Consider the following 12,594-nt stretch of genomic DNA (forward strand, 5'->3'; position numbering starts at 1 on the left):
TCAGCGCTCCGTCACCCGCCCGTCCTGGACCTGCCAGCGGCGGTCGGTGCGGACGGTGTCCAGCATGCGGCGGTCGTGGGTGACGAGCAGCAGGGCGCCCTCATAGGTCTCCAAGGCCTGTTCGAGCTGCTCGATGGCCTCCAGGTCCAGGTGGTTGGTGGGCTCGTCGAGCACCAGGACGTTCACCCCGCGGGCCTGGAGCAGGGCCAGGGATGCCCGGGTGCGCTCGCCGGGAGAGAGCTCGTCCACGGGGCGGTTCACGTGGTCGGCCCTGAGGCCGAACTTGGCCAGCAGGGTGCGCACCTCCCCGGAGGCCATCTCGGGCACGAGCGCCTCGAAGGCCGCAGCGAGCGGGGCGGTCCCGGCCAGCAGTGAGCGCGCCTGGTCGATCTCCCCGATCTGCACGCTGGATCCCAGGGCGGCCGTGCCCTCGTCCGGGGCCTGGCGGCCCAGCAGCCCGCGCAGCAGGGTGGACTTGCCGGCCCCGTTGGGCCCGGTGATGCCGATCCGCTCTCCCGCGTTGACCTGGAGGGACACCGGGCCGAGCGTGAAGCCACCCAGCCGGAACACGGCATCGTTGAGGGTGGCGACCACGGAGCTGGAGCGCGGCGCCGCGCCGATGGTGAACTCCAGCCTCCACTCCTTGCGTGGCTCCTCCACCTCCTCCAGGCGCGCGATGCGGCTCTCCATCTGCCGGACCTTCTGGGCCTGCTTCTCGCTCGACTCACTGTTGGCCTTGCGGCGCAGCTTGTCGTTGTCCGGAGACTTCTTCATCGCGTTGCGCACGCCCTGGCTGGACCACTCCCGCTGCACGCGGGCGCGGGAGACGAGGTCCTGCTTCTGCTCGGCGAACTCCTCGTACTTCTCCCGGGCCTGGCGGCGCAGGGTGGCCCGCTCCTCGAGGTAGGCCTCGTAGCCGCCGCCGTAGACGCGGTTGGTGCGCTGGGCGAGGTCGAGCTCCAGGACGCGGGTGACGCTGCGGGCGAGGAACTCGCGGTCGTGGCTCACCAGCACGACGCCGCCGCGCAGCTCCTGCACGAAGGCCTCCAGGCGGGTCAGACCGTCGAGGTCCAGGTCGTTGGTGGGCTCGTCCAGGAGCACGACGTCGAAGCGGGAGAGCAGCAGCGCGGCGAGGCCGACGCGGGCGGCCTGCCCACCGGAGAGGGAGGTCATGAGGACCTGTTCCGGGGAGGCGGAGAGGTCCAGGCCGAGGTCGGCCAGGACGGCGGGGATGCGCTCCTCCAGGTCCGCGGCGCCGGAGGCCAGCCAGCGGGTGAGGGCGGTGTTGTAGCGGTCCGCGGCGGCGTCGGTGACGTCCGGGTCGGCCAGTGCCTCGGCAGAGGCGTCCATCTCGCGGGTGGCCTCGGCGCAGCCGGTGCGGCGGGCGATGTACCCGGCCACCGTCTCCCCCGACACGCGCTTGTGCTCCTGCGGGAGCCAGCCGACGAAGGCGTCCGAGGGGGCGAGGGACACGGTGCCGGCCTGCGGGGCCAGGTCCCCGCCGAGGATGCGCAGCAGCGTGGACTTGCCTGCGCCGTTGGCCCCCACGACGCCGACGACGTCCCCCGGCGCGACGGTGAGGTCGAGCGCGTCGAACAGCGTGCGATGGCCGTGGCCGCCGGCCAGGCCGGAGGCGACGAGGGTGGCGGTCATGCTTCTCCTGGCTCGAGTGCGCTTCCCTGGGGCGGGTCACCGCCACACTGTCACAGATCCCCCGGGGCACCGCCCCCGGGCCCCGACTCCCAGACCTGCGGCGCGCTTCCTTCCTTGCCCTGACATGGGGAGGGTCATAGCGTCGCCAGGGTCAGGTGCGCGGCTCCGCGCGGCGCACACGGCGCTCCAGAGAGAAGGCAGAGCACTGATGACTGAACCGGTGAAGTACACGCCCGACATCGAGCATTCGGTCGACCGCGAGGAGGACCTGACCCGCGAGATCCTGGCCCAGATGGGCGCGGCACAGCGCCGCGCGGCGGGAGAGCACAAGCACGCCCACCGCGACGCCCACGCCAAGAGCCACGCCGTCCTCAAGGCCACGCTGGAGGTCCATGAGGGCCTGGCTCCCGAGCTGGCGCAGGGCATCTTCGCCCGTCCGGGCACCTACGAGGCGGCGGCGCGGCTCTCCTCCGCACCCGGGGACATCCACACCGACCGCACTCCCGCCCCGCGGGGCTGGGCCTTGAAGGTGCTGGGGGTGGAGGGCAAGCGGCTGCTGCCGGACCTGGACAGCCACAATCAGGACTTCCTCATGGTGAACTTCCCGACGCTCGCCTTCGGCACCGTGGCCCGCTACAAGGAGATGTTGAGCCTGCTGGAGAAGAACTCCCAGTCCCCCGAGCTGCTGCAGCGCCTGACGACGGGCGCCGCGCGCGTGGTCCGGGGTGCGGTGGAGACCGTCGGGGGGACCCCCAGCGACACCCTGGAGGGCCTGGGGCGGGACAACGCCCACGTCCTCGGCGAGACGTACTTCACCCAGGGCGCCCTGCGCTACGGGGACCACGTCGCGAAGATCTCGCTGGCCCCGGCGTCCGAGAACGTGCGCGCCCTGACCGGTCAGGACATGAAGGTGGAGGACTTCTCCTCGATCAGCGAGATCGTCGCCGACTTCTTCTCGCGTGAGAGCGCAGAGTACGTCCTGCGGGCGCAGCTGGCGACCGACCCGGAGCGCATGCCGGTGGAGGACGCCTCCGTCCTGTGGGACGAGGAGGAGGCCCCGCACCAGCCCGTCGCCACCCTGCGCATCGAGGCGCAGGAGAGCTACAGCCATCCCCGCCGCGTCTACGGCGACGACGCCCTCACCTTCAACCCCTGGAACGGCGTGGTCGAGCACCAGCCGTTGGGCTCCATCATGCGCGTCCGCAAGCGCGCCTATGAGCAGTCCACTCGCTTCCGCCACGAGTTCAACGACCGCCCGGCCCCCGAGCCGTCGTCGCTCGACGACATCCCGGACTGATCCCGGCCCCACCCCTCACCATTCACCCCAAAGGATTCTCGAAGGAGGACCTCATGACTGACCGCTCAGACCCCCGGCTCCAGGACGAGAGCCGTCTCGACGCCGTCAAGCGCGCCGTCGAGGACGTCGCCCAGGACGCCCCCACGCTGGCCAAGATCGCCCTCGAGGCGATGATCCGCGAGCACAACCCGGACCTGTCCGGCACGGCCGACTCCGCCGGCCGCGTGGGGATGCGCTCGGGCAAGGTCTCGGAGCTGACCGCGATCGCCCGCCTCAAGCCGGGCGGCGCCGAACGGCTGCAGCGCATCTTCGACCTGACCCGCGGCAACATGGACGGCGCCCAGCGCGTGTCCACGCTGCACGACATGCGCTTCGTCTTCTTCGACGACAACACCCGGATCCTCTTCGCCACGGCCTACGACGGCGACTGGGATGCGTACATCAACGACTTCGCCACCAAGATCCCCGAGCTGATGGACCTCCTCTTCCAGAACGTGGAGGGGTGGCCGGGCATCGACAGCCCGACCGTGAAGGACTTCATCGCCGACCACCAGATCACCGCCTCCGGGTGGTTCGTGGCGAACCCGCAGGTCACCGTGGTGGACACGCGTCGACTGCAGCGCACCGAGGACGCGGTGAACACCTTCCTGGACCAGATGGCCGGGCGCACCGACCTGGACGAGGACACCGCGGCCGCCCTGAAGCAGCTCACCGACACGATCTCCACCCCCGAGGCGGTGGACTACTGAGATGGGCGTGCTCAAGGACCTGAAGGAACGTTTCGATCGGGAGCGGGTCGAGCTGGACCTGGACGACATCCAGGGCCTGGTGCTGCGGTCGCGGCCTGAGCCCTACGTCGGCGCCCACGCCATGCTGACCGTGGAGGAGGCCGAAGGCGGTCGGGACTTCGTCCGTCGCCTGGCCGAGTACGTGACCTCCGCGCAGGACTGGGCCGACGACCTGCAGTCCTGGACCGGCGTGGCGATCAGCTATGCCGGCCTGCGCGCCCTGGGGCTGCCCGAGGACTCCCTGTCCAGCTTCCCGCTGCCCTACCAGCAGGGGATGGCCGCCCGCGCTCAGCAGCTCATGGACACCGGGCCGAACGCCCCGGAGCACTGGGACGAGGCGTTCACCCAGGACGCCTGTCACATCGCGCTGACGATCTACGCGGCCGACGCCGATGCCCTGGACGCCGCCCTGGACCAGGCGGAGAAGGTGCTGGAGCACTCCACCGGAGTGACCCTGGTGGCCACCCACCGCTTCGGGGTGGACGAGCTGAACAAGAACCCCTTCGGCTTCCGGGACTCCATCTCGCAGCCGACGGTGGCCGGCAGCGGGGTGCGGCCACAGCCGGGCCAGGAGCGCTCCATCTCCGCCGGCGAGTTCATCCTGGGCGAGAACAGCGAGACCGGTTCCCCGCTGGCCGTGCCGCAGCCGGATGTGCTGGGCCGCAACGGGACCTACGTGGTGTTGCGCAAGTTCGCCAGTCGGGTGGGCGCCTTCAACGAGTACCTGGCCTCGCAGAGCCCGGACCCGGAGGAGCAGCACCGGATCGCCGCGAAGATGTTCGGCCGGTGGCGCAGCGGCGCCCCGCTGGTGCTCTCCCCGGACCACGACGACGAGGAGCTGGGCAACGACCCGGAGCGGCGGAACGACTTCACCTTCGAGGACGACCCGAAGGGCCTGATGTGCCCGCACTCCAGCCACATGCGTCGCCTCAACCCGCGGGACAGCGACCTGTCGATCATGACGGACGTGAACATCAAGCGGATCATCCGGCGCTCCTCGACCTACGGTCCCGGGTGGTCGCCGGAGGTGACCTCGGCCGACGACGCGAAGGAGGACCGCGGGATCTACTTCATCTTCATCAGCGCCCGGGCCTTCGACACGATCGAGTTCATGCAGCAGGAGTGGATCAACGGGGGCAACTTCGTGGACCTCGGCTCCGAGCGGGATCCGATCGTCGGTCTGCACGAGGACGACCCGACGCAGGGACGGTTCACCATCCCCGCCGAGCCGGCCCGCAAGCGCATCGACGGCATCACCACCTTCAACCGGATGGCCGGGGGCGAGTACCTCTTCATGCCCTCGCTCAGTGCCCTGCGGTGGATCGGTGAGGCGGGCTGGACCTCCGAGCAGTCGGACGCCGACGCGTGATGCAGCCCCCGTCCCCGGGCGGCCCCGCAGGCGCCCAGCCGTGGCAGGTGGACCTCGACTGGCTGTGGGGCACCCCGCCGGGCAACGACGGCTCCCCCGCGACCCTGCGGCTGGACGTCGTCGGCCCCGGGGCGGCCCGGGCCGCGGCCGCGTGGCTGAGCTCCCTGCCCGGGGACGAAGACGGCGTCCGGGGCCGGGGCGGCTGGCGCGCCGACCCGGGCGAGCAGCCCGACGCGGACGACCACGCCGTCCTGCTGCTCACCTCGGCCGGTGAAGACGTGGCGGACGGCCTGGAGGACGCCGCCGACGACGCCCACGCGGCGATGGCCGCCGTCGAGGGCCTCACCCTGCGGTGGACTCCCCTGTCCCGTGACCCGTCCCGCTGAGACGCTCCGCCACGCCAGTAGGCTGGAGTGATGGCGACGGTACTTCTCGTGCGGCACGGCCGCACCACGGCCAACGCGACCGGACTGCTGGCGGGCCGCACCCCCGGGGTCAGCCTGGACGACCACGGACGGGAGCAGGCGGCCCGCACCGGGGACCGGATCGCGGCCGTGCCCGTGGCCGCGGTGGTGGCCAGTCCCCTGGAGCGGTGCGCGCAGACGGCCCGCGCCCTCCTCGATCGCCAGCCGGGGACGGTGCCCTCGCTGGTCGACGACGACCTCACCGAGTGCGACTACGGCCAGTGGCAGGGACGCGCGCTCAGCGACCTGGCCACCGAGCCCCTGTGGGCGACGGTGCAGACCCAGCCGTCCGCCGTCGTCTTCCCCGGCGGGGAGTCCATGGCGGGCATGCAGGCCCGCGCGGTGGCGGCGATCCGCCGGCACGACGCCGCGGTCGAGGCCAAGCACGGGCCCGGGGCGGTGTGGGTGGCGGTGAGCCACGGGGACGTCATCAAGTCGATCCTGGCCGACGCGCTCGGCACGCACCTGGATCTGTTCCAGCGGATCGAGGTGGGGCCCGCCTCCGTGTCCATCGTGAGCTACGGGCCGAGCCGCCCGCGGGTCTGGGCGATGAACACCGACGCCGGGGACCTGTCCTGGCTCTCGACCCTCGGCCCGTCCGACGACGCCCCGGTGGGCGGCGGCACAGGCACGGGCGCCGGTGCAGTGGACAAGCAGACGCCTAGGATCGTGGCATGACTGATGCACCTGCCCCCGCCCATGAGTTCGACTGGCCGGATCGCGTCGTGATCGGGACGCTCGGGCGTCCCGGAGCACGCACGTTCTACCTGCAGGTGCGCACCGGGCCCCGGCTGGTGAGCCTGGCGCTGGAGAAGCAGCAGTCGGCCCTGATGGCGGAGATGATCGACGAGATCCTCGACGATCTCATGGCGCTGGAGGGCAACCCGCACAGCGTCCCGGCCAGCACGCCCGTGGAACTCGTGGACAACGATCCGCTGGACCCGGTGCAGGAGTGGTTCCGGGTGGGGGCCATCGGCCTGGGCTGGGACCCCACCACCGCGCAGGTGCTCATCGACGCGCACCCCCTCTCCGACGACGACGCCGACCCGGCGCTCGAGGCGGACGCCGAGGCCGTGCGCGTGCGCATGCCCGTCGGCGCGGCCCGGGCGTTCGCCCGGCGCACCCGGGAGGTCGTGGACGCCGGGCGTCCGTTCTGCTCGGACTGCGGCCAGCCCATCGACCCCGACGGCCACGACTGCACTCTCCCCGACTCCTGATGAGCGCCGCGGACGTGCCCGCCGGCGAGCTGGTGGCCGGGGAGCTGACGCTCACCGGCCGCATCACGACGGCGTCCAACGCCACGTTCCTGGGCAGCATCGGTGACACCTCGGTGGTCTACAAGCCGGTGGCGGGCGAGGCCCCGCTCTGGGACTTCCCCGCGGGCACCCTGGCCCGCCGCGAGGTGGCCGCGCACCTGGTGTCCGAGGCGCTGGGGTGGGACATCGTGCCGCGCACGTGGCTGCGCGAGGGCCCCTTCGGCGAGGGCATGGTGCAGCTCTGGCAGGAGGAGGATCCTGAGCAGGACGCCGTGGACCTGTTCCCGGCGGACGAGGTGCCGGGCTCGGGGTGGCTCACGATCCTGGAGGGCGAGGACGCGGACGGGAATCGGCTGGCTCTGGCCCACGAGGACTCGGCGGCCTTGCGCCGCATGGCGGTGTTCGACGTGCTCGTCAACAACGCCGACCGCAAGGGCGCCCACATCCTCGCCATGCCCGGCGGGCACCGGCACGGCGTGGACCACGGGCTCACCTTCCATGTGGAGGACAAGCTGCGGACCGTGCTGTGGGGATGGCTCGGCGAGGCGCTGAGCGACGAGGAGCGCGACGGCGTCGCCCGGGTTCTCGACGGGCTCGACGGTGAGCTGGGGCGGGGGCTGGCGGAGCTGCTCAGTACCGAGGAAGTCGGAGCCCTTGCCGAACGCTGTGCCCAGTTGCTCGACGACGGGATCTTCCCTGCCCCGAGCGGGCTGACGCCGGCCGTGCCCTGGCCGCTCTTCTGACGGGCCTGAGGCGTCAGCGCGGCCGCAGGGACAGCGGGCGCACTCAGTCCACGAGCCCCGCCGCGGCACCGGCCGCACGGTAGTCCGCGGCGAGCGAGTCCAGGGTGGCGTGAGCGTTGAGCCCGCTGGGGTTCGGCGCCACGAACAGCCGCGTGCCCGGCCACGGCGTCTGCTGCTCCCCCAGCACCGCCTTCGGGCGTCCGAACGCCTGCCGGTAGGCCGTCACCCCCAACACAGCGACGACGGCCGGCGCATGCGCTGCCACGAGCGCGTCCAGGCGGGCGGGGGCGGCGGCGAGCTCCTCCGCGGTGAGCTCGTCGGCGCGGGCGGAGGCCCGCGGGACGAGGTTGGAGATCCCGATGCCGCGGGCGTGCAGCTCGGCGAGGTCCTCGGCCTTGTAGCCGTCGGAGGCGTCGATCAGGTGTCGGGTGAGCCCGGCGCGGTGCAGGGCCGGGTAGAAGCGGTTGCCGCGGCGGGCGAAGTGCGCACCGGTGGCGGCGCTCCACAGGCCGGGGTTGATGCCGATGAACAGCAGCCGCAGCGGGTCCGGCAGCAGGTCGGGGACGGTGCGGTCGCGGAACTGCTGGAGCTCGGCCTGGGTGAAGCGCATGTCAGTAGTGATACCTCGCCTGGAGGATGATCAGGTCCTCGCCGTCGACGAGGTAGACGAGCCTGTGCTCCTCCGTGATGCGTCGGGACCATGCCCCGGGCGCGCCGTACTTCAGCTGCTCGGGCTTGCCGATCCCGTCGAAGGGATCACGCAGGGCGGCGTCGATGAGGGTGTTGATCCGCTTGAGGACCTTGCGGTCCGTGGTCTGCCAGTGCGTGTAGTCCTCCCAGGCCGAGCGGTCCCACACGAGGCGCACTCAGGCGTCCCCGTCCATGCGGTCCAGAGCGTGCTCCTCGACGCTCCCTGCGCGGGCGCGCTCGTAGGCGTCCAGCAGCCGGCGGGCGTTGGCCGGGGAGCGGAACAGGTAGGCGGTCTCCTGCCAGGCGGCGTACTCGTCCGCGGGCATGAGGACGGCATTCCCCTTGCGGGAGACGATCTCTACGGCGTCGCGGTCCGCATTCACTCGCTCGATGAGCGGGAACAGGGTCTTGCGGGCTTCACTGGCGCTGATGGACATGCTGGCCTCCTCGGGTGCGATGTGGTACTTGCTTATGGTACCAGTTGGGGCTGTCGAACTCGGGGGGTGCCGTGCGGGATGCAGATCTCCTTGCCCTCGTGGTCCGTGGGCGCGGCGACGGCGTCCCCTGCTCTCCCAGGAGCGCCTTGGGCTTCCCGAAGATGTCCACACCCGCTCTCCTGACGCAGGCCCCCGCGGGCCGTTCTATTGTCCTGAGGACCATCGAGACGGCCGAACCCTGTTCGCCACAACATCGCCGTTGAAGTCCCATCTGCCCTAGGGCGTGTCTCCCTTATCGGTGGTGAGGCTCGCGGCAGGCTGGTCGGGTGAGGTCGACAGGGTCGCGGTATCAGGTGTTCACGGACGAGCAGTGGGAGCGGATCGAGCCGTTGCTGCCCTCGAATCAGGGCCGGCGTGGGCATCCCTTCGGGGAGCACCGCAGGGTGGTGGAGGGCATCGCCTACCGGTATCGGACCGGGGTCCCGTGGCGGGATCTGCCCCGGGAGCAGTTCGGGCCCTGGCAGACGGTGTGGAAGCGCCACCGCCGCTACGCCGCGGATGGGACCTGGGATCGGGTGCTGACCCACGTGCTGGCCGAGGCCGATGCGGCCGGGATGATTGACTGGGCCGTCTCGGTCGATGCGACCATCGCCCGGGCCCATCAGCACGCCACGAACACCACTCGTCCGGACCAGGACACAGGGGGCCGGGGCGAATCACAAGAAACTGCCGCTGGATGAGGTTGAGCCGCCCGGGCACGGCATCGGGCGTTCCCGCGGCGGGCTGACGACCAAGATTCACCACGCCGTCGATGGCCGCGGCCGGCCGCTGGCCGCGATCGTCACCGGCGGGCAGCGCAACGACGAGGCCGTGCTGGCGCAGGTGCTGGCCGAAATCCAGATTCCCCGACTCGGCGCCGGCGCCGCCCGAGCCTGCCCGGAGGCGGTGATCGCCGACCGGGCCTATGCCACCGGAGTGATTCGCAACGAGCTGCGCCGCCGCCGAATCACCGCGGTAATTCCGGAGAAACGGGACCAGATCGCGGCCCGAGCCCGTCGCGGCAGCCGCGGCGGGCGGCCGCCGGCCTTCGACGCCCAGGCCTACCGCGGGCGCAACGTCGTGGAACGCCACTTCGCCCTAGCCAAGCAATGGCGCGGCTTGGCCACTCGTTACGACAAGCTAGCGATCACCTACCGCGCCGCCGTCACCCTCTGCGCCATCTTCACCTGGCTACGCGCATAAGGGAGACACGCCCTAGCCCAGAGAGGAAGGGGTCGCTGTGCGCGGTGACTGCGGGCTTACACAGCCCGCTGACGTCGTGGCAGCGGCCCTTCTCCTGCGGCGTATCGCTCATCACCAACAGATCGAGGAACCGCGATGACAGGAACTGACGACGGCGTTGCCACGACGCGTTCACCCGAGGTAGCAGCGATCGGGGGTGGGATCGTTGGTCTGTCGACGGCGTACGCGCTGCGGGAGCAGGGCGTGCCGGTGCGTTTGTACGAGGCTGGTCTGCCCGGGACGGGTCAGTCCGGAGGCGAGTCGCGGATCTTCCGACATGCCCACGACGACCCGCGACTCGTTGCTTTCGCGTGCGAAAGCCGCGGCGTCTGGGATGAGTGGGCCGAACACTTCAACGTCGGGCTGGTCTCATCAGACGGTGTCCTGGCGATCGGAGACAGCGCCCTGGCGCGGCTGCGGGTGCTCAACCAGGTCGGCGGCGTGGAAGCGCACGAGATCGACGCGGTCGCGGTCACCCTGCTCAGCGCCGTGGCCCGGACCAGCTGACCGGCGCACCACTCCCCTTACGTGACTTGGACGGGGGCTCTCCATGCACCGGGGTCCTGGGCACCGCACACCGCAACCCACTGGGACTGCCGGGCAGAACTGGTCCTGCCCGAAGGCTCCCGCCCCGGCGGCCGAGAACCCGGTGTACCGTTCCGAGCACGAGCCCGACTGACAGGAGCGATGTGATGGAGAATCGATCGGAAGGCCTGCCCGCGGAGCAGCCGGTGGGCGAGCTGGAGGAGGTGGCCCATTTCCACGGCGCCATGCTCACCGGCGTCACGGTCTCGCACCGGGGGCGGATCTTCGTCAATTACCCGAAGTGGGGCGATGACGTCGCCTTCACGGTGGCCGAAATTCGCGACGGCGAGGCGGTGGCCTACCCGAACGAGGCCATCAATCGCACCGATTCCGACGACCTGGCGAACACCCTGGTCTCGGTGCAGAGCGTGGTGGTGGACCCTGCCGATCGGCTGTGGATCCTGGACACCGGAAGCCCGCTATTCAAGCCCACGACCTACGGCGGGCCCAAGCTCGTCTGCGTCGACCTGACCAGCGACACAGTGGTCAAGACCATCCTGTTCCCCCAGGATGTCGCGTTGCCCACCAGCTACCTCAACGACGTGCGCTTCGACCTGCGCCGCGGAGCCGAGGGCGTCGCCTACCTCACCGACTCCTCCGACCAGGGACCCAACGCGCTGGTGGTGGTGGACCTGGCCACCGGTCAGAGCTGGCGGCGGCTGCACGAGCACCCCTCCACGAAGGCCGAGCCGCTCACAGACTTCATGCCGGTTGTCGAGGGCCGCCCGATGGTCGCCCGCCAGGAGGACGGGACCGTGGCGCCGGCGATCGCGATGGGCGCGGACGGAATCGCCATCGGCGCCGACGGCGCCCGCCTCTACTACTGCCCGCTGGCATCCCGGCGGCTCTACAGTGTGGCTACCGACGCGCTGGTGGACCGAGCCCTGGATGAGGCGGCGGTGGCCGCGACCGTGCGTGATGAAGGCGACAAGGGCGGGGCCGGCGACGGCCTGGAGTCCGACGCACAGGGCAACGTGTATGCGACGAACTACGAGCACAACGCGGTGCTGCGGCGTCGGGTCGACACCGTCGGGGCGTGGGAGACCGTGGTCAGCGACCCTCGGTTGCTGTGGCCGGACACGCTCTCGGTCGCGGCCGACGGCTACCTCTACATCACCGCGAACCAGCTCCACCGCCAGGCCGACTACCGGCAGGGGCAGGATGAACGGGTCAAGCCCTACACCCTCTTCCGCACCCGCATCGACGCCCGACCCGTCCTGCTGCGCTGACCACAGCGGGACGGAACTGGATGCAGCCATGCACAAGTGAAGCGCCCTGTCTTTGACACGTCGAGTTCTCCTCCTGCGGGGATGTTCTTTTACCGCCGGGCCAGTCAGGGACGGCAGCACATGTTCCACGCCTGCTGGCCCTGACTGGCATTACGGCATGGGCCTGGACTGCGCTCAGCCCAGGGAGGCGAGCAACTCGGCGCAGGCCCGCTCGCAGCGCCGGCAAGCCTCAGCGCAGATCTTGCAGTGCTCGTGCATTTCAGCGTGGGAGGCGCACTCGTCCCCGCACGTCTTGCAGGCGGTCCGGCAGGCCTCCAGCAGGGCACGAGTGGTCTCGACGTTGTTGCCGGTCTGCCTGGACAGCACCGCCCCGGTGGTGGCGCAGATGTCGGCGCAATCCAAATTGAACCGGATGCACTGCCTCAGTTCTGCGACCATGTCCTCGGCCAGGCACGCGTCCGCGCAGGCCGTACAGGTCTGAGCGCACTCGAAACAGGCCTCGATGCACTCGGCCAGCTTCTGCCGGTCGATGTCCCCCAAGTCTTTCGGGTAGGTCTCCAGCATCGAGCTCACGTGATGGGTCATGGCTTACTCCTTCATCGGTGCGGTTCGGAAAACGAACCGGCCGGAACCGGCCCGCCATGCAACCGACCATAGACCCCCCGCCCGGCCCGGAAAAGGGGCTCAACTTTAAAGATTCCGTAAAGATCCCAGCCGGCCACGGGCTCCGCCCGAGCCGTTCGAGCGGGCGGCTAGGGCGTGTCTGAGAATAGATGCACGAGTCAGCTGAGACCCTGGGGAC

General features: G+C 70.7%; 15 protein-coding genes. 10 read left to right on the forward strand and 5 right to left on the reverse strand.

Going from position 1 to position 12,594, the window contains the following annotated elements; genetic code table 11:
* Positions 1 to 1,653, reverse strand: a complete 1,653-nt coding sequence (abc-f, locus tag NR072_RS00685) for a ribosomal protection-like ABC-F family protein (protein ID WP_256835786.1) — start codon at positions 1,651 to 1,653, stop codon at positions 1 to 3.
* A 208-nt stretch (positions 1,654 to 1,861) separates the two neighbouring features.
* Here abc-f and NR072_RS00690 point away from each other — a divergent pair, with 208 nt between their 5' ends.
* Genes NR072_RS00690 through NR072_RS00720 form a run of 7 tightly spaced genes read left to right on the forward strand, consistent with a single transcriptional unit; the run spans position 1,862 to position 7,570 of the window.
* Positions 1,862 to 2,950, forward strand: a complete 1,089-nt coding sequence (locus NR072_RS00690; RefSeq protein WP_256835788.1) for a catalase family protein — start codon at positions 1,862 to 1,864, stop codon at positions 2,948 to 2,950.
* Positions 2,951 to 3,003: 53 nt separating this feature from the next.
* Positions 3,004 to 3,699: a hypothetical protein gene (locus tag NR072_RS00695; protein ID WP_044659971.1), complete on the forward strand. Its 696-nt coding sequence runs from the start codon at positions 3,004 to 3,006 to the stop codon at positions 3,697 to 3,699.
* Between the two features lies 1 nt (position 3,700).
* The gene (locus tag NR072_RS00700) at positions 3,701 to 5,107 is read left to right on the forward strand and encodes a Dyp-type peroxidase (protein ID WP_256835792.1); all 1,407 of its coding nucleotides are present in this window, start codon (positions 3,701 to 3,703) and stop codon (positions 5,105 to 5,107) included.
* Positions 5,104 to 5,493 carry a hypothetical protein gene (locus tag NR072_RS00705; RefSeq protein WP_256835794.1) on the forward strand — a complete coding sequence of 130 codons (390 nt, stop codon included), beginning with the start codon at positions 5,104 to 5,106 and terminating at the stop codon, positions 5,491 to 5,493. The genes NR072_RS00700 and NR072_RS00705 overlap by 4 nt, the downstream gene beginning before the upstream one ends.
* Before the next feature lie 30 nt (positions 5,494 to 5,523).
* Positions 5,524 to 6,249: a histidine phosphatase family protein gene (locus tag NR072_RS00710; RefSeq protein ID WP_256835796.1), complete on the forward strand. Its 726-nt coding sequence runs from the start codon at positions 5,524 to 5,526 to the stop codon at positions 6,247 to 6,249.
* Positions 6,246 to 6,788 (forward strand): DUF3090 domain-containing protein, encoded by a 543-nt coding sequence (locus tag NR072_RS00715; RefSeq protein ID WP_049145873.1) that lies wholly within the window; start codon positions 6,246 to 6,248, stop codon positions 6,786 to 6,788. Before NR072_RS00710 ends, NR072_RS00715 begins: the two co-directional genes overlap by 4 nt.
* Positions 6,788 to 7,570 carry an SCO1664 family protein gene (locus tag NR072_RS00720; protein ID WP_256835797.1) on the forward strand — a complete coding sequence of 261 codons (783 nt, stop codon included), beginning with the start codon at positions 6,788 to 6,790 and terminating at the stop codon, positions 7,568 to 7,570. The genes NR072_RS00715 and NR072_RS00720 overlap by 1 nt, the downstream gene beginning before the upstream one ends.
* Before the next feature lie 43 nt (positions 7,571 to 7,613).
* Here the strand turns inward: NR072_RS00720 and NR072_RS00725 are convergent, their stop codons facing one another.
* From NR072_RS00725 to NR072_RS00735, 3 genes are read right to left on the reverse strand one after another with little or no spacing between them, the layout of a single operon-like run.
* Complete coding sequence (locus NR072_RS00725; protein ID WP_041103934.1) at positions 7,614 to 8,180, reverse strand: mismatch-specific DNA-glycosylase; 567 nt, start codon at positions 8,178 to 8,180, stop codon at positions 7,614 to 7,616.
* A 1-nt stretch (position 8,181) separates the two neighbouring features.
* Positions 8,182 to 8,436, reverse strand: a complete 255-nt coding sequence (locus NR072_RS00730; protein ID WP_041103932.1) for a Txe/YoeB family addiction module toxin — start codon at positions 8,434 to 8,436, stop codon at positions 8,182 to 8,184.
* On the reverse strand, positions 8,437 to 8,697 hold the full coding sequence (locus NR072_RS00735; protein ID WP_036340860.1) for a type II toxin-antitoxin system Phd/YefM family antitoxin: 261 nt from the start codon (positions 8,695 to 8,697) through the stop codon (positions 8,437 to 8,439).
* 326 nt (positions 8,698 to 9,023) lie between these two features.
* Here NR072_RS00735 and NR072_RS00740 point away from each other — a divergent pair.
* From NR072_RS00740 to NR072_RS00750, 3 genes are all read left to right on the forward strand, one after another.
* A protein-coding gene (locus NR072_RS00740) for an IS5 family transposase (protein WP_256748804.1) occupies positions 9,024 to 9,939 on the forward strand; the annotation gives its coding sequence in 2 pieces (ribosomal slippage) (positions 9,024 to 9,398 and positions 9,400 to 9,939; 915 coding nt in all).
* A gap of 135 nt (positions 9,940 to 10,074) precedes the next feature.
* Complete coding sequence (locus tag NR072_RS00745; RefSeq protein WP_070708869.1) at positions 10,075 to 10,485, forward strand: FAD-dependent oxidoreductase; 411 nt, start codon at positions 10,075 to 10,077, stop codon at positions 10,483 to 10,485.
* Between the two features lie 185 nt (positions 10,486 to 10,670).
* Positions 10,671 to 11,792, forward strand: a complete 1,122-nt coding sequence (locus NR072_RS00750; RefSeq protein WP_049145958.1) for an L-dopachrome tautomerase-related protein — start codon at positions 10,671 to 10,673, stop codon at positions 11,790 to 11,792.
* Positions 11,793 to 11,966: 174 nt separating this feature from the next.
* On the opposite strand, the gene NR072_RS00755 is transcribed toward NR072_RS00750, so the two are convergent.
* Complete coding sequence (locus NR072_RS00755) at positions 11,967 to 12,377, reverse strand: four-helix bundle copper-binding protein (protein WP_002855901.1); 411 nt, start codon at positions 12,375 to 12,377, stop codon at positions 11,967 to 11,969.
* Positions 12,378 to 12,594 lie beyond the last annotated feature (217 nt).

This window comes from Micrococcus sp. Mcc89 (assembly GCF_024519795.1).
Lineage (GTDB): Bacteria > Actinomycetota > Actinomycetes > Actinomycetales > Micrococcaceae > Micrococcus > Micrococcus luteus.